The organism is Microcoleus sp. S13_C3 (assembly GCF_036700905.1).
Classification (GTDB): Bacteria; Cyanobacteriota; Cyanobacteriia; order Cyanobacteriales; family Microcoleaceae; genus Microcoleus.
This window is the reverse complement of the sequence record NZ_JAUBPT010000001.1, coordinates 12696-39681: the sequence shown is the minus strand read 5'-3', so window position 1 is coordinate 39681 and position 26986 is coordinate 12696. Positions and strand designations below refer to the sequence as shown.

General features: G+C 46.1%; 24 protein-coding genes. 10 read left to right on the top strand and 14 right to left on the bottom strand.

What is annotated here, in order from left to right; all coding sequences use genetic code 11:
• Positions 1-39: 39 nt before the first annotated feature.
• Both QUA16_RS00155 and QUA16_RS00150 read right to left on the bottom strand, forming a co-directional pair.
• Complete coding sequence (locus QUA16_RS00155) at positions 40-645, bottom strand: DUF3038 domain-containing protein (RefSeq protein ID WP_333103785.1); 606 nt, start codon at positions 643-645, stop codon at positions 40-42.
• Between the two features lie 59 nt (positions 646-704).
• A complete protein-coding gene (locus tag QUA16_RS00150; RefSeq protein ID WP_333103772.1) occupies positions 705-839 on the bottom strand; it encodes a hypothetical protein in 135 nt (44 codons plus the stop codon).
• Positions 840-1021: 182 nt separating this feature from the next.
• Between QUA16_RS00150 and QUA16_RS00145 the strand changes: the two genes are divergently transcribed.
• Positions 1022-1234: a helix-turn-helix transcriptional regulator gene (locus QUA16_RS00145; RefSeq protein WP_333103771.1), complete on the top strand. Its 213-nt coding sequence runs from the start codon at positions 1022-1024 to the stop codon at positions 1232-1234.
• Positions 1227-1385 (top strand): hypothetical protein, encoded by a 159-nt coding sequence (locus QUA16_RS00140; protein ID WP_333103770.1) that lies wholly within the window; start codon positions 1227-1229, stop codon positions 1383-1385. Before QUA16_RS00145 ends, QUA16_RS00140 begins: the two co-directional genes overlap by 8 nt.
• Positions 1386-1733: 348 nt before the next feature.
• Here the strand turns inward: QUA16_RS00140 and QUA16_RS00135 are convergent, their stop codons facing one another.
• Positions 1734-2675 (bottom strand): site-specific DNA-methyltransferase, encoded by a 942-nt coding sequence (locus QUA16_RS00135; RefSeq protein WP_333103769.1) that lies wholly within the window; start codon positions 2673-2675, stop codon positions 1734-1736.
• A 157-nt stretch (positions 2676-2832) separates the two neighbouring features.
• Complete coding sequence (locus tag QUA16_RS00130; RefSeq protein WP_333103784.1) at positions 2833-5526, bottom strand: endonuclease MutS2; 2694 nt, start codon at positions 5524-5526, stop codon at positions 2833-2835.
• 608 nt (positions 5527-6134) lie between these two features.
• On the opposite strand from QUA16_RS00130, the gene QUA16_RS00125 reads away from it, so the two are divergent.
• Positions 6135-7382 (top strand): ATP-binding protein, encoded by a 1248-nt coding sequence (locus QUA16_RS00125; protein ID WP_333103768.1) that lies wholly within the window; start codon positions 6135-6137, stop codon positions 7380-7382.
• Between the two features lie 900 nt (positions 7383-8282).
• Here the strand turns inward: QUA16_RS00125 and thrB are convergent.
• The 4 genes from thrB to QUA16_RS00105 form a co-directional block, all read right to left on the bottom strand.
• Complete coding sequence (gene thrB, locus QUA16_RS00120) at positions 8283-9314, bottom strand: homoserine kinase (protein ID WP_333103767.1); 1032 nt, start codon at positions 9312-9314, stop codon at positions 8283-8285.
• Positions 9315-9404: 90 nt separating this feature from the next.
• Positions 9405-9881 (bottom strand): tetratricopeptide repeat protein, encoded by a 477-nt coding sequence (locus tag QUA16_RS00115; RefSeq protein ID WP_333103766.1) that lies wholly within the window; start codon positions 9879-9881, stop codon positions 9405-9407.
• 4 nt (positions 9882-9885) lie between these two features.
• Positions 9886-10452, bottom strand: coding sequence for a Uma2 family endonuclease (locus QUA16_RS00110; protein WP_333103765.1), 567 nt, complete (start codon positions 10450-10452; stop codon positions 9886-9888).
• Between the two features lie 203 nt (positions 10453-10655).
• Positions 10656-11891 carry a VWA domain-containing protein gene (locus QUA16_RS00105; RefSeq protein WP_333103764.1) on the bottom strand — a complete coding sequence of 412 codons (1236 nt, stop codon included), beginning with the start codon at positions 11889-11891 and terminating at the stop codon, positions 10656-10658.
• A 72-nt stretch (positions 11892-11963) separates the two neighbouring features.
• Here QUA16_RS00105 and QUA16_RS00100 point away from each other — a divergent pair, with 72 nt between their 5' ends.
• The 3 genes from QUA16_RS00100 (at position 11964) to QUA16_RS00090 (ending at position 14228) form a co-directional block, all read left to right on the top strand.
• The gene (locus tag QUA16_RS00100) at positions 11964-12623 is read left to right on the top strand and encodes an ATP-dependent Clp protease proteolytic subunit (protein WP_333038231.1); all 660 of its coding nucleotides are present in this window, start codon (positions 11964-11966) and stop codon (positions 12621-12623) included.
• 254 nt (positions 12624-12877) lie between these two features.
• Positions 12878-13471: an ATP-dependent Clp protease proteolytic subunit gene (locus QUA16_RS00095; protein WP_332983122.1), complete on the top strand. Its 594-nt coding sequence runs from the start codon at positions 12878-12880 to the stop codon at positions 13469-13471.
• Positions 13472-13601: 130 nt separating this feature from the next.
• Entirely contained in the window at positions 13602-14228 is a 627-nt protein-coding gene (locus QUA16_RS00090; RefSeq protein ID WP_333103763.1) for a J domain-containing protein, read from the top strand.
• A gap of 56 nt (positions 14229-14284) precedes the next feature.
• Here QUA16_RS00090 and QUA16_RS00085 read toward each other — a convergent pair whose 3' ends face one another.
• The 3 genes from QUA16_RS00085 to QUA16_RS00075 all read right to left on the bottom strand — a co-directional run bounded on the left by QUA16_RS00085 (position 14285) and on the right by QUA16_RS00075 (position 16397).
• Positions 14285-15238, bottom strand: coding sequence for a serine/threonine-protein kinase (locus QUA16_RS00085; protein ID WP_333180957.1), 954 nt, complete (start codon positions 15236-15238; stop codon positions 14285-14287).
• 87 nt (positions 15239-15325) lie between these two features.
• Positions 15326-15526 (bottom strand): hypothetical protein, encoded by a 201-nt coding sequence (locus tag QUA16_RS00080; RefSeq protein WP_333103761.1) that lies wholly within the window; start codon positions 15524-15526, stop codon positions 15326-15328.
• Positions 15527-15665: 139 nt separating this feature from the next.
• Positions 15666-16397, bottom strand: a complete 732-nt coding sequence (locus QUA16_RS00075) for a DUF7873 family protein (RefSeq protein WP_333103760.1) — start codon at positions 16395-16397, stop codon at positions 15666-15668.
• 476 nt (positions 16398-16873) lie between these two features.
• On the opposite strand from QUA16_RS00075, the gene QUA16_RS00070 reads away from it, so the two are divergent.
• Positions 16874-17128, top strand: a complete 255-nt coding sequence (locus tag QUA16_RS00070) for a hypothetical protein (protein ID WP_333103759.1) — start codon at positions 16874-16876, stop codon at positions 17126-17128.
• 3 nt (positions 17129-17131) lie between these two features.
• On the opposite strand, the gene QUA16_RS00065 is transcribed toward QUA16_RS00070, so the two are convergent.
• The gene (locus QUA16_RS00065; RefSeq protein WP_333103758.1) at positions 17132-18025 is read right to left on the bottom strand and encodes an EI24 domain-containing protein; all 894 of its coding nucleotides are present in this window, start codon (positions 18023-18025) and stop codon (positions 17132-17134) included.
• Positions 18026-18156: 131 nt separating this feature from the next.
• On the opposite strand from QUA16_RS00065, the gene QUA16_RS00060 reads away from it, so the two are divergent.
• The gene (locus QUA16_RS00060; RefSeq protein ID WP_333103757.1) at positions 18157-18948 is read left to right on the top strand and encodes a 2-phosphosulfolactate phosphatase family protein; all 792 of its coding nucleotides are present in this window, start codon (positions 18157-18159) and stop codon (positions 18946-18948) included.
• A gap of 427 nt (positions 18949-19375) precedes the next feature.
• On the opposite strand, the gene QUA16_RS00055 is transcribed toward QUA16_RS00060, so the two are convergent.
• On the bottom strand, positions 19376-20761 hold the full coding sequence (locus QUA16_RS00055; RefSeq protein WP_333103756.1) for a lipid-A-disaccharide synthase-related protein: 1386 nt from the start codon (positions 20759-20761) through the stop codon (positions 19376-19378).
• Between the two features lie 207 nt (positions 20762-20968).
• Here QUA16_RS00055 and QUA16_RS00050 point away from each other — a divergent pair, with 207 nt between their 5' ends.
• Positions 20969-21532, top strand: coding sequence for a Uma2 family endonuclease (locus tag QUA16_RS00050; protein WP_333103755.1), 564 nt, complete (start codon positions 20969-20971; stop codon positions 21530-21532).
• Positions 21529-21669, top strand: coding sequence for a hypothetical protein (locus QUA16_RS00045; protein WP_333180956.1), 141 nt, complete (start codon positions 21529-21531; stop codon positions 21667-21669). Before QUA16_RS00050 ends, QUA16_RS00045 begins: the two co-directional genes overlap by 4 nt.
• A 21-nt stretch (positions 21670-21690) precedes the next feature.
• Here the strand turns inward: QUA16_RS00045 and QUA16_RS00040 are convergent, their stop codons facing one another.
• Positions 21691-26886 (bottom strand): PAS domain S-box protein, encoded by a 5196-nt coding sequence (locus tag QUA16_RS00040; RefSeq protein WP_333103754.1) that lies wholly within the window; start codon positions 26884-26886, stop codon positions 21691-21693.
• Positions 26887-26986: the final 100 nt, after the last annotated feature.

The window sequence follows — 26986 nt, the reverse complement described above, 5'->3', positions numbered from 1 at the left end:
CTGACTACTGACTACTGACTACTGACTACTGACTGTTGTTTAATTCTTAGCGCGGTCTAGAAGTGCCAGCCAGAGGCGGCGGTGGCCGCCGGGACTGCTGTAAAACAGCAAATCGATCAGGAGTTTGAGGGCCAAATCTGTCAACTCTCGGGCCGATAAATTTTCTGCATCTTCCATGCGCGAGCCATAAGTGTTGCTGAACCTGTCAATATAATCTCCCAGCAAAGCGATTGTGTGAGGTTCGCGGTTTTGCTCTGCCATTTGTTCGAGCAAAGCAACAGCGCGGCGGATTAAAGCTTGGTGCTGTTTTGCCAAATGACAGCTTATCAAAACGAGCGATCGAGCTTCCTCCACATCTAGTTTTTTGCGCCCTCCGTGGCCTTTCCGCAGCGGGTTAGATTGGCGCAGCCGCCACAAAGCTACCCGATCGGCTACCATTGGCTCTAAATTCAGTTCGGCTGCTACCTTGAGCATCGCCTCTGAGCCAATTTCTGCCAGTGCTTCTAGGGCTAACAGCACTAAATCCAGTTGGGCTTTAATGTTGTCCAACTGGGTAGGTTCTGGTGCTTTTTGGGTCAATTCTTCCCAGTTGGGAGATTGGCCCCTTTCGTTTGTGGGAGCGGAGGGCTTTACGGTCGAGCGCATGGCTTCAGCACGGGAAATTAAGACTGGTTGAGGCTGGATATCAAACAGTATGCCGTGATTCAAGCTTTGCGGCCTGTGGGCAACAGCACATCTGTTAATTTGTCTCCATAGCTCGTTGCTTTGATTCCGGCAATCCTAACTGCTGGACGGAGTTGCGGGTGAAAAGTTGCGGTTTCAAGTTCGATCGATCGCAATCCGCAAAACCCAGATATTTTTACCCCTAACCATCCTACGCCACACAGTGACCGAAATCAAATCAGTGCTTTGAAACTATCGGGGCTTATATCGATCCTCGCGAGAGCGAGTGCTACTTATAGTCTGTCGCTACTTATAGTCTGTCAGATTATAGTTGTCATTGCTTCATCTGGCGCAATCTATGGATATTACGGAGCAATTTGGTAAAAAAGTTAGACATTTCAGAAAGCTCAGAAATCTTTCCCAAGATCAGCTTGCAGAACTATCAGAATTACATCGCACCTATATTGGTTCAGTTGAACGAGGTGAAAGGAATATAACGCTACTTAATGCCAGCAAAATAGCCAAGGCATTATCCGTTAGTCTAGCTGATCTGGTAACTGCTGATGACTGAAAGAAGACTAGAGCAAATTTTAGCAAGATACCAAAAGTCATTTACCGAAAAAATTTATGCAGAAGAGAATGAAGAACACGATATCTTAATGGATGTGTTTGGTATTTCTCCAATAATAAAAAAAGAAAATAGGCAATATTGGAAGAGTTAGGTATGTGTTGGCAATTGTTAGTTACTGAAACGTGTAAAACATATTGCAGTAGTTTTCAGCCAGCATTTAAAGTTGGAAGCGATGAGCCGTGCGATCTGATTGTTGATGGGTACGCAATAGATACAAAATATCGTATTGGCTCAGGAGACTCTGGAACACTGAAAAAGTTCAAATCTTATGGCCCACTACTTCGTTCTTACAATTACGAACCCGTATTTTTGATTCTTAGAAAAGATAATTTGCCCGCAGCTATTACAGCGTGCCAAGTAGGGACTTGGAAAGTTTACAATGGGGATGATTCGTTTGAGTTTATACAAACAATAAGCGGGTTTGATTTAAAGTCATTTCTTATTGAAAAAGTGGGAGAATTCCCTGTATACCGCTGAAACTATCCAGGCGCTTGTTGATAATATCTATGTAGTCCGGTACTATTTCAATGCCAAGATACCTAATGCCAAATTCTTGCGCCGCCAGCAATGTAGTTCCCGATCCTGCGAAAGGATCGATTAGAATAGAATTTTCCAAACGCGGTACAAATATTTCGACCAGCTTTCTCATTAGAGCGATTGGTTTAACTGTGCAATGGACGTTAAACTCCTCGGCTTTCTCACGCTGTATACCTTCTAAAATATTTGACTGAAAACCACCGAACTGATCTTTAGTATAAAATAGACCAGTACCATACTCCTGTAGAGTTTCTAAGTAATTATTAACCAGTGGTTTTTGAAGTACGCAGATTGCTTCCCATTCGTTCCTCAGACAACTGTGCCAACCATCCCATTGTTCAGAATTTTCATATCCTTTCTTCTCTAACTGTTGTTTGATATTGACACCTTTAGGGATACCACTCGATCTTTTATAAACAAGAATATCTCTGGCATAGAAACCAGCACTTTCAAGTGCAACTTGTACGTGAGCAACAGTCCGTGTGCTGTTGAAAACTAAAACTGTCGCACCCGGTTTGCAGATCCGAAAAAGCTGCTCACCCCACTCAAAGCACCACTTTTCATAATCCAGAGTGTTGTTACGATTCCTTTGATACCATTTTTCGTTTCTGACTCCACCTGCTAAACCACTGCCATAGGGAATGTTTTTAACAAGGGTTTTATTTCCCTTGCCATTGACTCTTTCAATACGCCTTTGAATTTCTGAGTCATCCCATTTATGACCAATAAATTCATAATTATAAGGTGGGTCAGTGATACACGCAGAAATATAATTTTCTGGCAATGTCTTCATCACTTCACGACAGTCGCCAACCAAAACTTCATTTGAGGGAGTTTTTTTCATTAGTCAGGCAGTTACTAAAGTGGGAAAGCAACTCTTAATTATTCCACATTTGCAGTCTAGTATCCATTCCGGTTGCATCAGTATGATATGTTCGTTGCGACTTGTTTGCTGCAGACAACTATATAATTACGAGTCAACCGGAAATGCGTAAATCTGACTATTTCAAATAAACCACCGTCACACCTGCACCTCCTTCTTTTTGACTGGCGAGCTCAAAGCGGGAAACCTGCGGGTGATTCGCGAGGAACTCGTGAACGCCGCGCCGCAACTGTCCCGTACCTTTGCCGTGAATTATCCACAGGACTCCGTATTCCACGGCCTTGGAAAGAGCTCTGTCTATTTCGATTTCTGCGTCTGAAACTCTCGCACCCCGTAAGTCGATCGAATTATTAGCAGTGCGAATGGCAATTTCGGGATTGGGTTTTGCCTGTTCCGCCGCTGCTTGCTTAGCTTTAGCCGTAGCGAGTGCTTGTGCTTGGGCGGCCGCCTTGGCTAATTGAGCTTTAGTTTCCGGTTTTTGACCGTCGAGGGATTCAATTTCTCCTAGTTTGACAGTCATTTTCATAATCCCAAACCGAACACTCAACTCTTCGTTAGCATCGGGGCCACTGAGGACTTCGGCGGTTTGGCCCAAGCTGGGAATGCGGATGCGATCGCCCACTTTCGGCATAAAACTCGGTTTGGGTTTAGCCGGTTGTTGGCGAGAGGGCAAGTGTTTTTCAGAAATTTGATTTAAGGTTTCTGTCGCTTGTTGGGCATTTTGAGCCGTCTGGTGGCCCGACTGCAAGCGACGAATGATTTGAGCAATTTCTGATTTTGCCGACCCGATCGCCTCATTTACTGCCACTTCCTGAGCTATTTTTAGTTCTCGCTCCCGCTCTTGCAAAGCTGCTGCTTTTTGAGAAACTTCTCTGTGCAGTTTTTCGGTTTGGTGTAGCAGTTGAGTTGCTTCTCTGGCCTTGGTTTCCTGTTTCCGGCGCTGTGCTTCGAGTCCAGCAATCACTTGATTGACATCTTGAGAGGCACCCCCGACATAGGTTTGAGCTTCCTCGACTATGGAGGCTAGCAAACCGAGTCTTTGGGCAATGGTGAGGGCGTTGGAACGTCCGGGAATTCCCCACAGCAAGCGATAGGTTGGCTGCATGGAATTGTCGTCAAATTCTACTGAGGCATTTTCAAAGCGGGAGTCTTGATATTTGAGGGCTTTGAGTTCGCCAAAGTGGGTAGTTGCAACTGTTAACAGGGAATGTTGGGCGAGGTATTGCAACAGGGCGATCGCCAATGCACTGCCTTCTGAGGGGTCTGTCCCCGCTCCTACTTCGTCTAACAAAACTAAAGATTTGGGAATTGGGCATGGGGCATGGGGCATGGGGCATGGGGCATGGGGAATTTGTAATTTAGGTTTGAGGATTGGGAGAGCAGAAACAGTGTTCTGTGTATCTGTGACTTCTTCGTCTTGCTGTTGGGAATTAGTAATTGGAAGGTTTGATTTTTCTTCCTCTTCAGCCTGTGATTTATTTTGTAAAACTTCTAAAATGCGGCTGATGCGGCGGATATGGCCGGAGAAAGTAGACAAACTTTGCTGCAAAGATTGTTCATCACCAATATCGGCCAAAATATTGTCGAACCAAGGCAATTCTACGGGTTCGCGGGCGGCAACAAACATTCCTGCTTTCGCCATTAAAGCTGCCAATCCCAAGGTTTTGAGGGTGACAGTTTTGCCGCCAGTGTTGGGGCCGGTGATGGCGACGACGCGGATGTGCGGCGCGATCGTTAAATCGACCGGCACGACTGGAAACCCTTGCTCGTGCTGTTGCTGCCAAACTAATAAAGGATGGCGCAAATGGCGCAGGGTAATTTGCGATCGCAGGTTGCGAATTAATAATTGACTGTTTTCTGAGTTTTCCTCATCTTCTTTTTCCTCATCTTCTTTTTCGGGTTTTTTTGGTGCTAATTCTGGCTCTCCCAATTCGATAAATTTCGGCGGATTTGCTTGCAACCAAAAACTATAACGCGCTTTAGCGGCGGCTAAATCTAAAGTTGTAACTACCACCACCAATCTGTCTAAATCTGGTTTGACTGCTGCGACTTGCTCGGTGAGGGCGCGGCGGACTGCTTCTTCTTCGGCTTGTTCTTGCCGGAGAAATTGCCGCATTTGGTTGTTAAGATTGACTGTGCTGTGGGGTTCTACGTAGAGTGTCGCGCCGCTGGCCGAGGAGTCATGAACGATGCCCGGTATGGCATCTTTTTGGGGAGCTTTGACGGGAATGACAAAGCGTCCGCTTCTTTGGGTAATTAGCTGTTCTTGTACGGCGTTGGATTGGCGCTGCAAAATCCCCTGCAATATTTGATAAATGCGATCGCGCAACTGTCGCATTTGAACTCTAATTCCTGCTAATTTAGGAGTGGCTCTGTCTGCTACTTGAGCGCGATCGTCTATACAGCGATGGATTTCTTGCTCTAGTTCGGGATAAGTCCGCAATTGGGCTGCCAGTTCTTTGAGCGTCGGCACATCTGCCTGAGAGTCAATTATCCGGCGCAATTGCCTTGCTCCGGCGAGGGTAGTAGCAATTGCCAGCAATTCTTCGCCGCTGAGCAAACCTTGGAGTTCGGCTCGCTGCAGGGAAGTGCCGATGTCTTGGATTCCTTCAAAACTCAAAGCACCGCCAGCGCGGCTCTCTAACTGATAAGTTTCCTGAGTTTGAGCCAGGAGTTCTGCTGTTTGAGCTTGAGTTGCCGGGATTGCGAGGTCAAGGGCGGCGGCGACGCCGAGTTTGGTGGCCGCGAAGGTAGCCAAGTGCTGACACAGGCGCGGCCATTCTAATAGTTCTAGTGTTTCGGCTTGAATCAAAGTTGAGGTGGTGTTGGTAATTGGCATTCTCAGGCGCTGACCGAGAAGGTGAATTTAACGATACTATTAATTGATTTTAAAGTTTTTTATTGTTTCCTGGCGCAATTTGAGAAAGTATCTGCGATCGCCCTCAGCAGTCTTTCGGCCGAAAGCTCTGATGTAACATTAATTACGAAGGAGAAAATTTGCATTTTTGCATTACCAGTCTAAAATTATACCTTCTAGTGATACCATTCCCCAAAAAATCTGCAAATTTAGGCAAGCTCCCAACTATTATACAGTAAGTCAATCGATTTTAGATTTTAGATTTTAGATTTTAGAATTGAACCATTGACTTGCGCGACATAAATACGTTCGGCAAGTTTCTCGGATACAGGTTTTTAATTTCTCCACGGATGAATCACGTGGCGGGTATCCTGGATGTTTTCGGTCATTACCAATTTTTTACTCTAAAATATAAAATCTAAAATGGTATAAGCTATTTTTGGTTTTGAGGGAGCGGGTATTGGCGGTTTTTTGATGGACTTGAACTATTTTGGAATTTTAAATCTGTCAGCGCAATTCTGGCGGTTGTATCCTAAAAAGTAATTTGTGGAGGTGGTAGAAGTATGGCAAAGATTCTGGCGATCATCGCGGATACTGTGACTTTTCAAGTTGTCCAAGAGTTACTCAGCCAAGAGGGACATCAGGTGAGAGTCGTTCCCGACGACAAGGAGGGTTTAGACTTGGCGAAGGAATTGTCCCCCGATGCGATAATTTGCGACGGGACTTCGCCTCAAATCAACTTTTTGGATGTGTGCCGGCTGGTGAAAGCCGATCAAGAATTGGCGGCAGCCTATTTTATTCTGCTGACAACACCGGAGCAATTTGATGAAATTCCAGAATTGGATGCGCCCTTTGACGATTTTCTGTTTAAACCGATAGTTAAGCAGGAATTATTGGCGCGGGTGCGCGCGTCTAAGCGATCGCACGAGTTGAGGGGGCAGTTGGAGTTAACCCAGCAAGAATTGGATCTGTCGCGCGATCGAATGCTGCAAAATGAAAAAATGTCTAGTTTGGGCGAACTGGTGTCTGGGATTGCCCACGAAATTAACAACCCCATTACTTTTATTTACAGCAATCTAACTCACGTCCAAAGCTACGCGACCGATTTAATTGAACTGCTGCGATTGTATCAAAAAGAGCTAGTAGAACCAGGATCGGAAATTATCCAAAAGCAGCAAGATATGGATGTGGAATTCGTACTCGACGATTTATTAAAAATTGTGAGTTCCATGCGTACCGGCAGCGATCGCATCCGCCAAATAATTTTGTCGCTACAGGATTTTTCCCGCAGCGATCGATCGGGCTGGCAGTTATTTGATGTTTCCGACGGTTTAGAAAATACTCTGTTGTTGTTGCAGCACCGCTTGCCGGCTCGCGAGGGAAGGCGAGACATCAAGGTGATGAAACAATTCGGCAATTTGCCACAGATTGAGTGTTATGCAGGGCTGCTCAATCAAGCTTTTCTGAATATCATCAATCACGCGATCGATGCTTTGGAAGAGTCGGCTCAAGAGTTAGAGGAGTTGGAATCCATCAAATTTAAGCCCGTGATTTTGATTACCACTCAGGTGGTCGATGCTCAGCGAATTTCGATTGAGATTGCTGATAACGACATCGCACATAGCAAAGATATCACAGCCCAAATTTCCGAGCCATTTTTGGCAGCAAAACCTGCGGAACCACCCATATCATCGGGACTTGCTCTCAGCTATCGGATAATTGTAGAGCAGCACAAAGGAGAGTTCAAGTGTTTTTCCGAACCGGGTAAAGGCACTAAAATTCAGATAGAGCTTCCGCTGCGTCACAGTTAATTAAGAGTATTAACCGTTGGTGGGGGCGGGTTTTTGCGATTGTTGGTTTGAGCCTGAAATTCTTGTGAATCCGCCCCTACAAGGACTGCATTTTTTTAAAATGTAAAATTTTGTATAGGGAATGGCAGAAGTTATCAAAAAGAGACTTGAGTTGATATTCAAGAAATTTTAAAAAGCGGCAAAAACCATTTTTAATCCTGTAAGAAAATAGGCATTGGTGAATAGATGTCTGAGCTCAATTCCGATTGTATCGGAATGATTAAACCGCAGAGGGCGCAGAGGATACAGAGAAAGGGAAGAGAGAGATGAATAATTGCGATGCCCACAGATTTGATATTATTTAGCTATCACCGGTGACGAAGCCAGGTTGAATAAAATTTCAACCTGGCATTCTCAATGACTACTTGAATATGGAATGGGAACGTCCTCGAAGGTTAGAAACGTGAATTAGTAAAGGAATTGAATGTGGTAGAATTTGTTAGGAGTGAGAATAACAAAGAGTTCTTCTCTTCTTCACCCTCCCCACCTAAATTCATACCTTTATTATGCACCGCTTTTTTATATAATCTCCAACAACATATCAATTAATCGACTGTGAGGAACATTTAGGAAGTTATATCAAATCCGGTAACATCGTCGTGCCTCAAATCCAGTCAACAGTCAACAATCACGTATCTTGCAACCATAATTAATCTAATTAATCTGCGTTAATCTGTTTTAATCTGACCTCATCTGCGGTTAAAAAAAGATAATTTATCGGGCCGCCGATGACAAAGGATTGACGCTGATTTACGCAGAGGTCGAGAATAGAAATATGAATAACATGGAGAGGGACAACCACGGGGGATTGCCCCTACAAAACACGGTTATGTAGATGTTGTGTGTCTAGGAGTGAAATAACTAAAGGGAGACTTGCGCGCCTTGAGTATCGAGGCCGATCGCCCTTACCTCAGCCTTTACCCCAAATTCCATCCAAGCAGCCGCCATTTCCCTCTCAACCGCCTCAGCGTTAGCCACATCCGTTAAAGCTAAAAGCGTGGGCCCGGCACCGCTAATTACCATTTCATAGGCCCCTGCATTCAGGGCAGCTTGTTGCACCGCTTCATATCCCTTAATCAGAGATTGCCGGTAAGGTTGGTGAATTTTGTCTTGGAGGGCGCAGCGCAGCCAGTTTTCATTGCCAGTTTCCAAAGCCCGCACTAGCAAACCGAGGTGTGCAGCATTAAAAATGGCGTCAGCCCGACTGTAATCTGCTGGCAAAACTTTGCGGGCTTCGGCTGTAGACAGTTCAAAATCGGGGATGGCTACCACGGGCACAATATTCAGATGCCAGGGAATATCGCAAATTTGCCAGGAACCCCCCCCCTGCCCCCCCTTGCTAAGGGGGGGTGATTGTGTGAGCCCCGCGTCGGTAAGGGGGAATTCTTCTCTTAGCCCCCCCTTACTAAGGGGGGGTTGGGGGGGTGCATTGCTAGCAGCGAGGCGACATCCTCCCAATAAAGCGGGGACAACGTTGTCGGGATGTCCTTCAAGTTCGATCGCCAATTGCATCACTTCCACCTGACTCAAAGGCTTTCCGGCTAATTCATTTGCACCGACTAACCCACCGATAATAGCTGTGGCGGAACTTCCTAAACCTCTAGCCAGCGGCACTTGCATATCTATATGTATGGCTATAGAGGGCGGCGATTGGTTCAGGTGTTCGTATAACTTGACAAAGGCTAGATAAGCGAGATTGCTGTCATCTGTCTTGACTTTGGCGGCTTCTTTGCCTGTAACAGTAATTTTTAGTTTCTCGGTTGCTGAGGGTTCGAGTCGGGAGAATTGGAAGCGGTTGTAGAGGCTTAAAGCGGCGCCGATGCAGTCGAAGCCGGGGCCTAAGTTGGCGGTTGTGGCGGGTACGGTGACGGTGACGGTGGAAGTTTCGGGCATTTTTTGAATAGTTAATTTGAAATGTTTAACCGCCGATGAATGCGGATGAACGCAGATCGAAGGATATTATACTATGTTTTCAAAAGCACTCTATTCTTGCAGCATTTGAAGATGCCTGATGGCATCTTGATAATCGTTGGTATTGCCGTCTTTTTGATAAAGTTCCGCTGCTTTTTGATAATCGGCGATCGCCCCGTCTTTGTCTTCTAAGAACTCGCGGACTCTGGCGCGGTTGTAGTAAGCGTCGCCGTAGTTGGGGTTAATTTCAATTGCGCGATCGAAATCTGCTTTAGCTGCTGGATAATCTTTGAGATTGCGGCCCTGGATGATGCCGCGTTTGTTGTGGGCTTTGGCGTAGTTGGGGTTGAGGCGAATAGCTTCGGTGTAATCGGCGATCGCCCCTTGAATGTCTCCAGCCTCTGATTTGGCTAAAGCACTATTAAATAAGTCTTCAGCAGGATTTTGAACGATGAGTATTGGCGCTGACTCTGCGGGAATGGCAGGGGATATGCCACCCAAAACGGTAACAAATCCTAAAATGCCGATCGCCCGGTAAAAGTGTTTCATAAATCTAAGCAAAAATTCGAGCGACAGAGCAACTAAAACCAGGTAACAAAGGCGAGGTCAATTCATCAGCGTTCAAAAGCGTAGCAATGAGCCTTAAACTTGCTTGTTCCCTGCGATAAACTTCTATTTGCTGCAACCGCCAATTCACAATCCAGTATTCCTGTACTCCTCGTACCGAATAGAGTCTGAGTTTCAAATCTCTATCCCGTCTTTCATTGTCTGCACCGGAGGACAATACTTCAACAACTAACTCAGGTGCGGCGGTTAAATGGCCTGCTTCGTCTAGCAAGATAGCCAAGCGTTCATTGCTGGCCCAAACTACATCAGGAATAACGTTATCAGCATCCGTGAAAATGATACCTGGATTGATTCCTGCTCGTCCTAAATTAGTCTCTCGCGACCAAGTATTAAGTTCTTGGTAGAGGTTGCCTATAGCTTGTTGATGACCCCAATGCGGTGCTCTAGTCACAAATAACTCTCCATCAATAATTTCATAACGATCGCCGTTATCGGGCAATAGTTCTAAATCGGCGGTAGTCCAGCGTACTTTATCAGATATTGTCTGGTTCATACAAGCACTCTTGATAGGTGATACAAACATTCTAAACGATCGAGCATCTAAAGCATCCACAAATTTTAACCGGTGAGTGAAACGAACACAAAAACAAAACCCGCGCTGGCGGGTTTCTATATTCTTAGTCCGCGAAGGCGGACTTTGTTTGTGTAGTCGCGATTTCCAATCGCCGGATTTCCTTAGAATTACAAACCATGAGATTACTTCAAAATAGTTTTAGAAGCAATCCGAGTTTTCTTGCGATCGGCTTCACTCAATTGTTCACCAGACTGCAAACGAGTAGCAGAAGTTTGCAGCACAGTTGCGGCACTTTTATCGCCCATTTGCAGAGCAGTTTTCGCAGCAGTTTGCAGCATTGTTGCCGCGCCGGCGCGATCGCCCTGTTGCAATCTAGTTTCGGCCAGTTGAGTTTGGCGGTATTTAGCCAAAGCTAAAATGTGCTGCTGTACCATCGGGTTAATGGCCGGCTGATAAACTTTCAGGACATTAGCGGAAAGTGCAACAGGATCGGAAAGCAAACCTTGACCGACACTCGGATCGTCGTAGCGAATTTGCAATTGCCCGATCGTCTGTGTACCTTCGGGCAACTGTCCAATATAAATATTAGCCAAAACTACTCGCTCTATATCCTTCATTAAATCTCCGAGGCGCACCATAAAACGATCGCCCTCTTGCTGTACCGGTAATTCGATCGTATCCGGGGCAACTTGGGCGATCGGTTTGAGTTCGGCTAACCGCACTTTTGGCATTAGGGAAAATAGCAAATAAGCATTAGTCAAACCTACACCTTGGACGCGACTAAACAGTTTACCAAACTCGTCAACCGCATCTTCAGGACGCTGAATGTGAGCCAGAGCACCGCCACCAGCATCAGCAATCTTTTCCAAAATATCCTGGTTCCAGTTATCGCCAAATCCCAGAGAATTTAAAGTCATGTTGTAGTCGGCCGCCAATTTAGCCAACTTCAAACACCGGCTGTCGTCGCCGTGTTCGTTTTCGCCGTCAGTCAGCAGAAATGCCTGAGATATAGCTTCTTTTTTACCTTTGCCCAACTCTTCAATACCTAACTTAATGCCCTCATCAATTGCTGTGCCACCGGCCGATCGCAATTGCTCAATTTGCCGTTTAATGCTGCTGGGGTCTCCCACAATTTGATTTGGGACGAGGACTTTGGCTTTGTGGTCGAAAGCCACCGCGCAAAAGCGATCCCCGGGCTTCAACCGGTCTAGCAACCGCCCGGCGGCTTGTTTGACGGTTTCCAAGGGGCGTCCGCCCATCGAGCCGCTGTGGTCGAGAATCAGGCACAGGTTTAAGGGTACACTGGAGTCGATCGAGCTTGCCATCGCAGACACTGAAATCGCTAGCTGGCGCTGGGTCGAGGGCGCGGCAGCGTCAAGGTTAGGGTCGTTTAAAACCGGGAGCAAACTAACTTTCATGCGGGATACCTAAAGATTGCGTTACTATTTCTTTAAGAATAGCTCCATCAGTTCAGGCAACATTTCGGTTATATGAACACACCAATTAAAGCTGTGCAATCGCCATACTACGGGGAAGGGAACTCTCGGACGCCACCTCCCGATTTGCCATCCCTGTTGCTGAAGGAGCGGATCGTTTATCTGGGGATGCCTCTGGTGCCTGCGGTAACAGAACTGATTATCGCTGAACTGTTGTTCTTGCAGTACGAAGACCCGGATAAGCCGATCAAAATCTACATCAACTCGACCGGCACTTCTGGTTACAGTGGCGAACCCGTCGGCTTTGAAACAGAAGCCTTCGCTATCTGCGATACGATCAGGTACATTAAGCCGCCTGTGCACACTATTTGCCTCGGTTCGGCAATGGGGATGTCTGCGATGCTTTTAGCGGCTGGTACAAAAGGCTTTCGGGCGAGTTTGCCCCACGCTTCGATTGTGTTGCACCAACCCAAGGCTTACACGCGGGGTCAAGCAAGCGACATTCAAATTCGGGCTAAGGAAGTGCTGGCAAATAAAGCGACGATGCTTGAGATTTTTGCAAGCTGTACTGGCCAACCGATCGAAAAGATTACTAAAGATATGGATCGGTTGCTGTACATGACGCCCCAGGAAGCTAAAGAATACGGTTTGATCGATCGCGTTCTTGAAAGTTCGGAAGAATTGCCGAAACCGCTGCCGGCTGGAGTCATCTAACTGGGAATCGGGAATGGGGAATGGGGAATGGGGAATGGGTAATGGGGAAGGGGTAATGTGGCATGAGTAAGAATTAAGGGTTAATGGCTAGTAGTTTCTACCCTGATTAGTTATTCAATAGTCTTTTTATGACTAACAATTCCCAATTACCGATTCCCAATTACCAATGCCCGATGCCCTGTTTGGCCGATGCCCTGTTTGGCCGATGCCCAATTGCCCGCTCACCAATTACCAACTAAACGGAGTTCCGAATTATGCCTATAGGTGTGCCAAAAGTTCCCTACAAAATGCCGGGTGGTTATGATACTCAGTGGATTAATATCTACGATCGCCTCTACCGGGAACGAATTATTTTCTTGGGCAGGGACATTGACGATGAAATTGCCAATCAAATCATCGCTGTGATGCTCTATCTCGATTCGGAAGATTCCGGTAAGGATATTATTTTGTACATCAATTCCCCAGGGGGAATGGTGTCGGCAGGCATGGCTATTTTTGATACCATGCAGCACATTAAATCAGACGTGGTGACGATTTGTGTGGGCTTGGCTGCTTCGATGGGTTCTTTCCTGTTAGCTGCCGGTGCGAAGGGGAAACGGTTAGCTTTGCCTCACTCGCGAATCATGATTCACCAGCCTTCTGGGGGCACGCGGGGACAAGCAACGGATATTCAGATTGAGGCGAAAGAGATTCTGCGGCTGCGCCACGAACTCAATAATATCTATGCTAAGAATACTGGCAAGCCGATCGAGAAAATCGAGAAGGACATGGATCGCGACTATTTCATGTCCGCTGAGGAAGCCAGAGAATACGGCTTGATTGACAGAGTGATCGAAGATCGTCCGTAAGTTATTTTTGCGCTACCGTAGTGCGGGCAACCCTCGCACTACAACCTAGTTCGCAGTAAATTTTGGCAGAATCTTTACATTTAAGGATTCTGCCATATTTAATGGTACTATCAACGCTCATTCATGCTAGATGGATATTGCAGATTATTACCGACAGTTAGGATTGAGGTCTGGCGCGAGTTTATCGCAAGTTAAGGCCTCTTATCGGAAGTTAGCGAGACAGTATCACCCCGATGTGAATCCGGGAAACGAACAGGCTAAAAATAAGTTTATTGCTATTACTGAGGCTTATAAGTTCCTGGTGAAAATTGCCCCCCCCGATGTTGCGGAGTCGAAAGTTGCCAATTCAACTGTGCCCCCTACTTGGACACCGCCGGATCAGGGGGTGAAAGCTAAACCGCAGGCAGTTAAGGTGACTCGAAAAGAGGCTGCGGTTCAATCTAATGCGGATTTGTCGGCTGCGGAACAAAAGTTAAAGCAAGATGCTTATGTTGAATTGCAGCAGTTGCTGAAATATCAGAGGTTCCCGCGGGCGATCGCCTTGATTGAGGGTTTGGCCCAGCGGGTTCCCGAAGATTTGGAGGTGCGTCAGTGGCAGGCGATCGCCTATCAGCGCTGGGGACGGCATTTGATCGGAGAAAAGCAGGTTGATAAGGCGAGAATATATTTGAAAAAAGCTGTGAAAACTGACCCTCACAATCGGGCTTTGTGGGCGGAAGTTGAGCGGGATTTTCGCCGGTTGGAAGAGATTTATTGATTGGGGAATGGGGAATGGGGCATTGGCCCGCGCAGGGCATTGAGGATTGGGAATTATTAGTTGGGTTCTGGGGAGGCCATTAAAAGCTCTATATTTTTGAGTTTTTCTAAAATAACTTGGGTATTTTCAGGTCGGTTTTCTGGTAGCGGTTCCATCAATTCGTCGATCGACTCTAGGAGTAACGGGTCAATATCTACAGCCTGGTTCCTCCAATTAATTTTACCAGTTTTTTCATTAAGGGGAAAGTCGATCGGCTGTATGCCTGTTAATAAATGTACAAAAGTACGTCCCAGGGCAAAAAAGTCCGATCGCACGCCTGCTTTACCTAGAATTTGTTCCGGTGCGGCGTATCCAGCAGAACCTATGGGTGCGGTCTCTATATCTGCTTCTGTGGCGGCGCCCAAGTCAATTAATCTCAATTTCCCATTGGCTTCAACCATCAGGTTGGATGGCTTAATATCCCGATGCACTACATGATATTTGTGGATTTCCTGCAAAATATTGGTAATTTGTTGCAGCCAATCAATAGCGAGATTTTGAGAAACGTACTGTTTTTTAGTTAAGAATTCTGCCAAGTTTTCTCCGCTAATTTTTTCCATCACCAAACAAGACAATTTCTGGAAATTATTGGGGAGTTTAATTTGGAAATAACCGTCAGGTTCGACTTGGGGAACTGAACCCTTTCCTGCCAGCCCAATCAAAACTCGCGCTTCTTGCTTGAAGACGCGAACTAAATCGGGATTGTGTGTGTGTTTCAAGACTTTTAAAACTTTGACAGTGCCCCATTCGTTTTCCCCGGTTCCCAAATCTTCGACTTCAAAGATGTCTGTGGGGCGTGCGGGATTGGGCGATCGCACTGGTTTAAGGATACGATAGCGATCGCCAATTAACAAATCCGTGCCACAAGCCTGACAATTTTGAGCAGCAGCAGGATTTTCGCGTTGTTCGCATTGAGGATTGATGCAGTAAATCATCGGCCTTGATACGTCCACGACAGACGGATTTAACAAATTGATTCAATTATTAGCATAAAACCCAGCAGTTCTGACCTTACTACTGGGTTTATATTTACCGCCCATTTACGCACGCTATCACATTTAAGTCAAGGATTTAAGATTAATAGCATCGCGCTCTACCGATTGAGCTACCCCCCTGCGTTTGGTAGAGGGGGCTGGATATGAGCCAGCAACCTCGATGATGTTATTTTTTCCTGACATTCGTTTTAGCGATCGGCGGTGAATGCTGAGTTTAGAGTAATAGCTTGCTGTTGAATTAGTACGCAATGCTGCCTCTGCCAATTGGGCTACCCCCCTATTTTGGGTAGGAGGGACAGGACTCGAACCTGCACTATCACATTTGTACGGTTTAAGTTGAAGTTTTAGATTGAACTTGTACTCTGTTTATATCTTAAACCATAACTATCAAAAAAGCAAGCACTTAGCGGAAAATAAACTGAAAAATTCGCTCTCCCACTCTCTGTTCCTCAACTTCAGAATTGTTAGCTTCTTCGCGGGCGAACATAACAGCTTGCTGCAAGATTTCCACCCTTTGAAGCAACTCATTGATCCGCCGCGCCGGCAAAGCTCCAGAAAACTTGACAGTCCGCCAATAGCCGATCGTAATATCTTCGTAATAAACATCGACTTGCGCCGGGTGGTGTTCGGTAGCTTCAGCTTTAACGTGATTGCGCGGAGTTTTAAAAGTCTTGAGAGTTTGCACCGGTTCAGTTGCCCAGCAGTCTGCCGAAGCATCGAAGTTCCACGTCTCGGAAGCATCTAAGACGGGAAGTTTTTTGATAAATGCTTGCAAATCTGCTAACTGCTTTTCAATGAATAGCAAATAGCTGACAGGAACTTGGCTCAAAAGCACGTTTCCGTCTACAGTTACGTCAGCGCGGGCGCTACAATTTGTCCAATCTTTGGTTGCGGTTACGTCGAAGAGTTTGGTCAAAACTTCAGTCGTTTTGCGGATAATCTCTTCTGCTTTGACTTCAACTTTTTTGGACTCTGGCGGCAGTTGTTCGCCTTCTTCGTCTTTGGGGCGGTAAGTACGGGAGATTCCAGAAAGCACAGCGGGCTTCTGGAGGGCTTTTTGAGCTTCTGCTAGTTCTTGGACGGATCGGCTTTTGATGCCTTTTTCGATCGCGATAATCTGATTTAAGCGTGGCATTGTTCGATTTTATTGACGCTGAACTCATATCAAGCCTGGTTAATACTGATCGTCAAATTGTTTGTCCTGTGGCTTTTAGGGCTTTGATAACTTTCTTTCCTCAGTACAAACCTCACGATCGTTCTTGAACCAAACTTGCTCATCATGTAGTATTGCATAATTCAAAATAAATTACAAGCTTTCTTTTCTAGGGGCGGTACCAAGAGAGCGCGCCGCTACCCGTGATCAGCAATTTATCTCGCAAAAAATCGGCAAAATCTCTAGCGTGGCTACCAAAGTGTAGCAAATATCACTCTTTGTTAGCGCTGCGACTACCTCTTAAGATAGATGCGGAAATCCCTCTCAGGGCGCGTTGTCATATCGGGAAATATTTCTTAACATATAGATAACAAAGGGAATCCGAGGAGACACCAAAAATCCTTAAGCCCTTGGGGTGCCCCGGTTAATCAGACTTTTCGCAAACAAGGGCTAAATCAATGAACAAGCAGCAAAACTCCGAAGTTTCAGCATTTTTGCCCATGCTCCAAAAAGGCATTTGGCTGTTTGGGATTCTCTCTTGGATATTCGGGCTGACAGATAGAACTATTGCACTATTATCTGACGGATATTTGTCGGCGATCGATATTGTCCAGCTATTTACAGCATCATTTTTCTTCATTAGCTGGCTGTTTTTAAGCCCGTTTTGGGGTCTTAACTCCCAGAGTCAGCCGAAGGAAGAAGCATCTCCCTAGTTTTTAATTGGTAATGTTAGTTTCTCGATCGCTATGAGTTTCTTCTGGGGCAAAGCGGGCCGGCCAAATGCGATCGCAAAAAAACAAAGTTCCCGCCGTCACGCACAGCGGAATCGCCAACAGATTCAACAGCGGAATGCTCACCAAACCCAAACAAACCAAACCAAAACTCCCGCTGGCCGGCAAACTCGCCCAAATAATCTCCAACTTCTCCTGAAAAGGTCGCCTCCGCCTCTCCAAAGGTGCATCTAAAAAGTCCAAACAGACAATAGTCGCGCCCAAAGCTACGCCACCCAAGCTGCTAAGAATAGAGCCGACACCAGGGATAAAATTTAGCAGCAGCAGGGGTATACCGACGCTCAACAAAATTTGTAGTTTTCGCAGTTCAAAGGCGATCGCCCTTTGAATATCCCCAAAACTACTCGCCAGATTCATTGGTGCTTCTGCGGGCAATTGACCGTTCCGCAGCAGTTCCAATTGTTCGGAAAGTTTGCCGTACCACGGCGAACCTAAAATCACGCCAAACTGCACTAACAAAAATCCAATTATCAGCAAAAGTCCTGACACTAGGAGTAAGCGCAGCAGCCAGCCGAAAGCAACTGTTAACACACCGAGAAAGCTCAGCCAAGCGGGAAAACTCGCAATTAGAGCGTTAAATCGGACGGATAAATCGGCAACTAAAACGTCTATCCCTGCCAAACTGGGAAATAGCAAGCTTAAATAAAGACCAATACCAATTATAAAATTTAGCACCACGGGAACTAATACATAACTCCACAGCTTGGGAGTTTGCAAAATCAGCGTGAAAGCTCGCAAAGGATAGGTGAAGCCTGCCAGGAGTCGAATTGGTGCGGTAATGGCGGCGTGGGCGGGGTTTGAATTTAGCTGTTTTGACATATAGGTGAAGGAAGAAGGAAGAAGGAAGCAGGAAGAAGGAAGAAGGAAGAAGGAAGAAAGCCCTTCGACTACGCTCAGGGTACAAATTCTATTATTATTGCTGATGAGGATTTATCGCAGGTAGCCCAAAAGTGAAGCTTTTTATTTACCATACCCCGGAACTTACGCCAGCCGACAAAATGCCGGCTTGCGCGATCGCAGTTGATGTGCTGCGGGCGACTACGACAATGGCAACAGCCCTCAATAATGGGGCGGAAGCTGTCCAAGTTTTCAGCGACTTAGATAAGCTGATGGCCGAGAGCGAAAAATGGCCTGCAGATAAGCGGATTCGCGCGGGAGAGCGCGGCGGCGGCAAAGTTGATGGATTTGACATGGGGAATTCTCCCTTCGACTGCACGCCAGAAAAGGTGACTGGGAAGCGAATTTTTATCAGCACAACTAACGGTACTCGGGCTCTGCAGCGAGTGCAAGCTGCTGCAACGGTGTTAACGGCGGCTTTGATTAACCGCAAATCTGTGGTGCAGTTTTTGTTAAATAAACAGCCGGAAACTATTTGGATTGTGGGTTCTGGTTGGGAAGGGAGTTATTCGTTGGAAGATACGGTTTGTGCTGGTGCGATCGCCCAAAGTCTCCTAGCAGAAAGCGGTATTCCTGCGAGCGATTTTGCTGGTAACGATGAAGTATTTGGGGCTATTGCTCTTTATTTGCACTGGCAAGATAGGTTGCACGAATTGTTGGAAAGGGCTAGCCACGGCCAGCGCCTCCTCGGTTTAGGTGTTATTGAAGATTTAAAATATTGCGCGCAAACGGATACTTTAGATGTGCTGCCAGTGCAGCGAGAACCGGGAGTTTTGGTTAAGTCGGATTTTAAAATTCCTCAAGCTAATTTCTGGGATCAATCTTCGGAACAAACGGCGAATTAAATTTTTCTTCCAGTGGTGTATTAGTAAGGTGCGCGGCCCAGCACACCCTACTCGAACAACCAAAATAAAATTGGTTTGCAGCATCGGAATGCAACTCCTGATAAAACTCAGAGGACTTGCATTCCTCACTAATTACAACGGAAGTTAGTAGTTATATCATGTCCGGTCGATTACCCGGATTCCTGTAGGGGCGGGTTCACCAATAATATTTGCCAAAAACGGACAATCTCACAAACCCGCCCCGGCTTATGTATTATGGGCGATCCATCGGACATGATATTAGCGAACAATATTTTTTTTAATATAAAAAGCCTTTGAAAAAAAGGAAAAAGAAGCCTGCGGTCTAACTGTACTCAGTAGACCGTCAGGTTTGTTCACAGAAAGTAGAATTAAACATACTTGGTAGGGACAAAACATTGTTTTTTCCCTAGTCTATTGGAGGGAATTGAGAATTGCTGGATTCACCGCCGAACCGCTGAATTAAACACTCGGCAATTCTGGCTGCAGCACCGGGTTCTCCCATGCGCCGCCAGCCATTTTCAGCGATTAGCTGCAACCTGTCGGGGTCGCGGAGCAAAGACTGCACGGCGCCGGCAACTTCGGCGGGATGTTTGACTAAAATTAATGACGGGCCTAACAGGCGACTTTGAGCTTCTGCAAAGGCGGGAGTAAATTGCGGGCCGTTTCCGGGAATGGCGATCGCCGGTTTTCCTAAACCTACAAATTGTTCTGTAGCTGTTCCGGCCATTGCTATTGCTAAATCGGCTTCGTACAAACAATCGTTAAAACTTTGCTGAGTCAAAATCATCGTGGCGTTTCTCTGCACAAATGTCAAGGGCAATAGCAAATTAGGAGATTCTTGCCGAATTTCTTGAGGGCTAGAAACAGGAGGTCGCAAAATACTTCCTTCACGCCGCTGCGTTCTAATTTCGCCGTCTTGTCGCCAGCCGAAAAAATCTAAACTAGGTCGCAAAGCTTCTAAGTTTAACTCTGGAGAAATGGCTCCGAAAAATAACAATTTCCGATCGGCAAACAAGGATAAAATTCCGGCTACAGCCTCTACTATTAGCAGCCAATTAGCATAGGCTTCCGGCGCTCTAGAACCGGGGAGTAAGGTGATGATGAGCGATCGCTCCATTTCCCGAAACTCTGCGTCAGGGCCGTAAAAACCGGCTGGGTTTTCCGGTTCGAGTCCGTCCATCATCGGGTTTCCGAGATTGTAAGCGGCAATTCCCAGCTTTTGTAAAGTCTCGGCGGTGAGCGCGTCCCTGGCAAAAACGGCTCGACAGCGCGATCGAGCCATCAACCAGCGCTCCCAAGGGAAATAAACCGATCGCGACCAACCCCACCAACCAAAGGCCCTGGATTTGCGAGCCAGAGGCCCGTCCTCGTCTCGCAAATAATACTCCGACTTGGCAGTACCGACAAAGGCATAGGGGGCGCCACTGAGCCAAGCAAACAGCAGCGGTACAATATCCCCGCAGGCTAAAATAACGCTGTCTTGATTCCCAGACTGTTTTTGGGCTCGCACCCAAGCGCGGATGGCTTTAAACTGAGCGATTGTCAACTGAAGCAGCCCGCCTTTGACATCGCGCAAAAATTCTCTCCTGTCCATGTAAATAAAGCCGCCCGAAGGCATCCGCTGCACCGGGCCGATGATGCGGGCGTTTTCTAGTTGAGCGAAAGCTTGCCCTTCACCCACTAGCGGAAACACGGCTAATTCTGGCGGATGCGGGTGCTGTTGCAGTTCCTGCAAGATGCGAAGGGCGATCGCGTCTTCTCCGTGGCCGTTACTGAGGCAAAGTAATTTCAATCCCAACTCTCTCAAAAACTGTCTCTCATATTATCGGGCATTGGGCATCGGGCATTGGGCATCGGGCATGGGGCATGGGGCATTGGGCATACCTCACTTTTTTGAGAACTACTATATAGCGGAAAAAATGAAGTAAGTAGACCCGTGCGAGTCGGGGACTTTTTGGTAAAATAGCAGATTAAACTCCTATTTTATAGGTTAAATCGGATGGTACAAAGCCTGCCAAAATCTTTGACACTCCCAGAGTTTCTGAAGTTGCCAGAAACCAAACCAGCCAGCGAGTACATTGACGGTGCAATAATTCAAAAACCGATGCCTCAAGGAGAACATAGTGTCATTCAAGGCGAGTTGATAAGTGCTGCTAATGCTACTCTCAAACCTCAAAAGGTGGCGCGAGCATTTCCAGAACTACGGTGCATTTTTGGCGGTCGAGCGATCGTTCCAGACGTGACGGTATTCACTTGGGAGCGCATTCCCCGTAAAGAAAATGGTGGCGTGGCAAATGTGTTTGCGATCGCCCCGGATTGGACAATTGAAATCCTCTCCCCCGACCAAAGCCAAACTAAAGTTACTAAAAATATTTTACATTGTCTCAAACACGGAACTCAAATGGGTTGGTTAATCGATCCAGAGGAGCGATCTGTTTTTGTATATCGGCCGACTCAATCAACCGAGGTGTTTGACGCACCGGAACAGTTATTGCCCATGCCATCTTTTGCCGGAGAATTGCAACTGACAGTAGGAGAATTATTTGGTTGGCTATTAGAGTGAAACAACAGAATATTAGAGTAGAAGAGTATAGCCTTTCTCAGAAAGATGAGGTACCAGACTTGTATTGGGCATTGGCCAAACAGGGCATTGGCCAAACAGGGCATTGGGCATTGGAACCAATAACCACTGACCACTGACCACTGACCACTGACCACTGACTACTGACCATCGATATATTGCTTTAAAGTATTCCGAATGTGTTTGAGCTGAAATCCCTTAGCAAGTTGGCGCAGCTTCGAGACAAACGGCAGTAAATTAGGTTCTAAAATCTCCAGCTTAGCACTCTCCTCAAAAATTTCTTCAATGTCGCCCATAGCGGCGAGTTTCAAAAGTTTTGCTACTGACTCCGAAGCCGCAGGTAACAGAGAAGAATAAGCAGGAAAATCAGAGGCTGGTGACAAACTGGGAGGTTTGCGCTTTTTGCTTTCCGAAGACTCCCCATAAATCCATTGTAGTCCCAAATGCAGGCGCAACTGTTCCAAAAAGTGATTTGCTTCGATCGGTTTGGGAAGAAAAGCATCGTACCCTGCGCGGAGGCTATCTTGCTGCGTAGCCTCGAAAACGCTAGCTGACATAGCGATTAACACAACATCTTTTACTTCCGGCAACTGCCGCAGTTTTCTTGCAGTTTCTAAGCCATCCATTACAGGCATCCGCAAGTCCATTAAAATCACATCCGGTTGAAATTCAACTGTTTTGCAGAGGCATTCTTGCCCGTTTTGGGCCTCTGCAACCTCAAATCCCAAACGCCGCAGCAGCCTGCACAACAAATCGCGATTCATTTGATTGTCATCCACGATTAGCACTTTCCGCTTGTTGCCCATAAAACCGACAACCCAGCGTTTTTCCTGCAAAGGAGACACCTCCAAGTACCGTTTAGCTGCTGGCAATTCTATATCTACCCAAAAAGTGCTGCCTTTTCCCAAAGTGCTGTGAACGCGAATTTCGGTACCCATTAGTTTCGCTAATTTCTGGCTAATCGAGAGTCCGAGACCTGTACCTTCAACAAAGGTATTGCCTCCTACTTGGTGGAAAGGCAAAAATATTTCTTCTAACTTGCTTCGCTCTATTCCCGTGCCAGTATCCTCGACTTGAAAGCGAATTTTTAAAGCGTGTTTGGCTGCGATCTGATTGTGGGCGAAGCGCATATAATTTTCTTTCAGTTCCGAACTCAAAGTCGAGAACTCATAATTTTCTCCTTGGCCTCGACTCCAGGCCCCTGTGCCGACATAGCCGACTTTGAAAGTCACACCGCCACTGTTAGTAAATTTGACGGCATTGCTGAGTAAATTTATGAGAATTTGGCGCAATCTTTTGGGATCGACCCGAACGCAGCTAGGCAGGGGAGAGACTTGTTCGTAATTAAATAAAATTTCTTTTTGAGCGGCTCGCATCTGAAAGAGATCGGCAATGTTTTTCGTGAAATTTATAAAATTCAACTCTTCCGGGTAGAGCTCCATTTTTCTAGCTTCAATTTTGGAAAGATCTAAAACATCGTCGATTAGCATCAGCAGGTGTTGACCGCACTGTTGAATATTGCTGAGACTTTCTTGGTGATCTGAGCTTAAGTCTTTGTCGGTTTTGAGGATTTGAGTGTAACCTAAAACGCCGTTTAAAGGCGTGCGTAGTTCGTGGCTCATATTGGCAAGAAATTCGCTTTTGGCGCGGTTGGCGCTTTCAGCAGCTAATGCAGCTTGTTGGAGGGCAGATTCTGCAAGTTTGCGCTCGACAATTTCCGTTTGTGCTTGTTGAAATAGGGTCGATTGCTGGATGGCGATCGCCAATTGCACGCACAATTGCCGGAGGGATTCTATTTCTGAGGAATCCCAGGAACGGGGGCCGGTGCAATCGTGGGCGATCAGGAGTCCCCAGAGCTGATTTTCGACCGTCGGTTGGACCTGGGAAATGCTTTCTCTGGCTTGTAAAATCGGCACTATTAAGTTAGCTTTAACTCCAAATTGTTCTAGAAATTTAATGTGACATTCGCTCATATTTTCCGCGTAAATATTTTCTATAGCTCGAATATAGCCTTGCTGGTAAACATCAACAAATTTATCTCTAAAACACGGATCGAAATTGTCAAAGTTTTGCAGCAAACTTATATCTTTTGCTACAGATTCGACAACTACAATACCGCTCCAGTCGGGATTGAATCGGTAAATAACTGTGCGGTCTGTTTGCAAAAATTGCCGCACTTGTTCGACAGCAGTTGTCAGGACTTCTTCTAAATTTAGGGAGGAGCGAATGCGATCTAGCATGGCAACTACCAGCCGTTCTCGCCTTAATTGCTGCTGCAGTGCCATCTCCGCTTGTTTGCGTTCGGTGATGTCGGTAATTACTCCCACTAACCCGATTAAATGACCAGTTTCATCTTTAATGCCGTCGGCGCGAAATAAAGTTGTTACCAGTTTGTTGTTTTTAGTGTTGATTTTGAGTTCGCCTTGCCAAGATTTGCCTTTACGGATCGTTTTAAACATTTCTAGCAGCACTTTAGTTTGGGGGTAAATTGCTGTTAATCCGCCTGCTGTGTTTAGTTCTTCTGCGGTGTAGCCGTACTGTTGAACAAAGGCTTGATTGTGGTATAGCGATCGCCCTGTCAAGTCAGCAATGCCGATCGCATCGCTGGTGCTTTCCACCGCTTGAGTAACTCGCAGCAAATCTAATTCTGCTTGTTTGCGATCGCTAATATCAGTAATAGTGCCGATATAGCCTTTAATTTCCTGCTTGTCTCCGATTTCTGCAATTGCCTGACCGATCACCCAAATTACCCGACCGTCTGGACGCTGAAAGCGGTATTCTGATTTAAAAGGAATTTTCTCACTAATTGCTCGATGCCATTCATTTTTCACCCGCTCGACATCATCGGGATGTATGGCATTCATCCAGCCAATTTCTGCTGCTAATTCTGCGTTTAATCCCGTAATTTCACTCCACCGTTGATTCACATAAAGGCAATTTCCCAAAGTGTCGGTGTGAAATATGCAAACTGGCGATGCTTCTGCTAAAGTTTGGTAGCGGCGCTGGCTCGCTCGCAGGGCTGATTCTACCTGTTTTCTATTAGTTATATCGCGGACTATAGAAATGATTTCGCCACCTGCCAGCATTGTGAGCGACAATTCTTGCGGGAACTTAGTACCGTCCCGGCGTTGACCAATCGCTTCTATATTGCAGTACCCTTTTTGCAGGATCATCGGCATTATTTGTACTTCAAGAAATAAATTTTCTGCTTTGCTGTAGAGCATTTGCCATTTCTTTCCATACAGTTCGCTAGGGCTAGCCAAGCCGTACATTTTGAGATAAGCGTCGTTGGAGTAAATACATTCTTTATTATTATTAAAAATGGCTATTCCGTCATACGCAGCGGCCATTGCTACAGCTTGTCGCTGGAGTTGGGACTCTGCTTGTTTACGAGAGGTAATGTCGTGACCGACTGAGTAGATTAAACCTTCTTCGCTAAATGGCGATGCCGTCCACAGGAAGTATTTGTAAGAACCGTCTTTGCAGATGTAGCGGTTTTCAAAGGAGATACTGGACGTACCGGCTATTAGTTTTGCCGCTTCGGCTGCGGTGGCTTCTCGATCGTCTGGATGAACAAAATCGATCATTGGCTTGGCACACAATTCACTAATACTGTAGCCTAAAGCTGTAGACCAAGCTGGGTTTAAACGTTTAAAATGGCCGTCAAAACCTACAATGCAAAGCAAGTCTAAGGAGATGGTAAAAAAACGATCGCGCTCTGTTTGTGCCTGCTTTAATTCAGTGATATCCATCACTAAACCGTCCCAGAGAATATCGCCTTCGCTGCCAGATTTGCTTTCATTCTTGAGCCGTTCTGGTCTCGCAGCTCCTTGCAGCCACTTAACTTTTCCAGATGGCAGAGTCTGCCGCCACTGCTGCTGCCAAGGTTCCAGCGTAGTGGCTGAAATTGCGATCGATGATTTTAAATCTAAGAAGTCGTCTGGGTGAATTCCATTGGAAATCAGTTCCGCATTTTGCTCGATTGCTTCGGCCTCTAATTCGTAGAGTTGCCGGCTGCCTGAAGAGATGTAGGGGAAAGATATTTTTCCCGTTGCTGACATTCGTAATTGATAAATTATTCCTGGCAGGTTAGCTACCAATTTTTGAAAGCGAGCTTCGCTTTGTTCCAGAGCTTTTTGTTGCTGTCTGTATTCGGTAAAATCTCTAATTGTACCCACTATTACTTTACTGCCGTCTGCTATCTTGAAGACGCTTTTTTTTGTAGAAATTATGTGTTCTTTCCCGGCAGAGTCTGTGAATTTTTCTTCGGTTTCCAAGCAGACACCCGTTGTCAATACTTCTTCATCTTTTGTCCAAAACCCAGCAGATTCTGATTTTGGGAAAAAGTCATCATCTGATTTGCCGATCAGTTCTTGCCGCGATTGGCCGACCAACTGACAAAAAGCATCATTTAATATCATCCAGCGGTGTTGCTCGTCTTTGACAAAAATTGGGTCGGGCGTAGCATTTATGGTGTGGTTTAAAAATTCTTCTGACGCTTTCAGTTTTGCTTCGTATCGGTAGCGATCGCTCACGTCCAACACTACTTCGATGATCCGGTCGATAGACCCGTCCTGGCGGCGGATGCAGCGCAGGGAAACTCGCGTGTGAACTATTTCGCCGTTTTTTCTGAGCCACCTTTTGTCTAAGATGTAACCGTCGAGCCTACCTGCTAACATCTGAGAAAAATTTTCACAATTAGCCTCCAAATCCTCTGGATGAGTCAACTCTAGCCAATTCTTTTGCACGAGTTCGTAGCGCTCATAGCCCAGCAAATTGCACAGGGCATCGTTAACTTCTATCCAGTGGCCATTGAGAGGAATTTCGCTGTCAATAATTGGAGCGATGATGGCAATGCCGATCAGGGAATTTGCCACCACCGAGCGATATTTTTCTTCACTTTTTCGCAAAGCATCTTGACTGTTCTGGCGTTCTATGGCGTAACGGAGCGATCGAATTAACAGTTCGCTGTCGATTTTTCTTTTTACCAAATAATCCTGTACGCCCACCGAAATCAACCGCAGGGCAAGTTCTTCGTCGTTTTGGGCGGTCAGAACTACGATCGGCACATTTACCCCGTACTCTTGTACCCGAGCCACCGTCTCGATTCCCAGACTATCTGGCAGTGAAAGGTCTAATAAAATTATGTCAAAAGTTTCTTCATTCAATCGCTGCTGCGCTTCGCTGAGGCGCTCTACTTTCGTTAGCACTATACGCTGCGCGCCGCCAATTTCTGACAGCAAATCTTCAATCAGATCAGCTTCGTGATGGTTGTCTTCTACTAACAGAACTTTAAAGCAGATAGGAGGCAAAGCTAAGTTAAAAACTGCTTTCATAATATTTATTGACCCAGAAAATATTAAACTAACTTGAATTTTACCTTTTATTTTCAGGGCAGTCATTCAATTGCCCATACACATACATCGATCGTCAGAT

Coding starts and splice junctions, on each gene's coding strand:
- QUA16_RS00125 (WP_333103768.1), top strand. CDS start 6,135: ATGGCAAAGATTCTGGCGATCATCGCGGATACTGTGACTTTTCAAGTT.
- QUA16_RS00100 (WP_333038231.1), top strand. CDS start 11,964: ATGAACACACCAATTAAAGCTGTGCAATCGCCATACTACGGGGAAGGG.
- QUA16_RS00155 (WP_333103785.1), bottom strand. CDS start 645: ATGCGCTCGACCGTAAAGCCCTCCGCTCCCACAAACGAAAGGGGCCAA.
- QUA16_RS00140 (WP_333103770.1), top strand. CDS start 1,227: ATGACTGAAAGAAGACTAGAGCAAATTTTAGCAAGATACCAAAAGTCA.
- QUA16_RS00065 (WP_333103758.1), bottom strand. CDS start 18,025: ATGTCAAAACAGCTAAATTCAAACCCCGCCCACGCCGCCATTACCGCA.
- QUA16_RS00095 (WP_332983122.1), top strand. CDS start 12,878: ATGCCTATAGGTGTGCCAAAAGTTCCCTACAAAATGCCGGGTGGTTAT.
- QUA16_RS00075 (WP_333103760.1), bottom strand. CDS start 16,397: ATGCCACGCTTAAATCAGATTATCGCGATCGAAAAAGGCATCAAAAGC.
- QUA16_RS00135 (WP_333103769.1), bottom strand. CDS start 2,675: ATGAAAAAAACTCCCTCAAATGAAGTTTTGGTTGGCGACTGTCGTGAA.
- QUA16_RS00105 (WP_333103764.1), bottom strand. CDS start 11,891: ATGAAAGTTAGTTTGCTCCCGGTTTTAAACGACCCTAACCTTGACGCT.
- QUA16_RS00050 (WP_333103755.1), top strand. CDS start 20,969: ATGGTACAAAGCCTGCCAAAATCTTTGACACTCCCAGAGTTTCTGAAG.
- QUA16_RS00115 (WP_333103766.1), bottom strand. CDS start 9,881: ATGAAACACTTTTACCGGGCGATCGGCATTTTAGGATTTGTTACCGTT.
- QUA16_RS00090 (WP_333103763.1), top strand. CDS start 13,602: ATGGATATTGCAGATTATTACCGACAGTTAGGATTGAGGTCTGGCGCG.
- thrB (WP_333103767.1), bottom strand. CDS start 9,314: ATGCCCGAAACTTCCACCGTCACCGTCACCGTACCCGCCACAACCGCC.
- QUA16_RS00070 (WP_333103759.1), top strand. CDS start 16,874: ATGAACAAGCAGCAAAACTCCGAAGTTTCAGCATTTTTGCCCATGCTC.
- QUA16_RS00145 (WP_333103771.1), top strand. CDS start 1,022: ATGGATATTACGGAGCAATTTGGTAAAAAAGTTAGACATTTCAGAAAG.
- QUA16_RS00110 (WP_333103765.1), bottom strand. CDS start 10,452: ATGAACCAGACAATATCTGATAAAGTACGCTGGACTACCGCCGATTTA.
- QUA16_RS00040 (WP_333103754.1), bottom strand. CDS start 26,886: ATGAAAGCAGTTTTTAACTTAGCTTTGCCTCCTATCTGCTTTAAAGTT.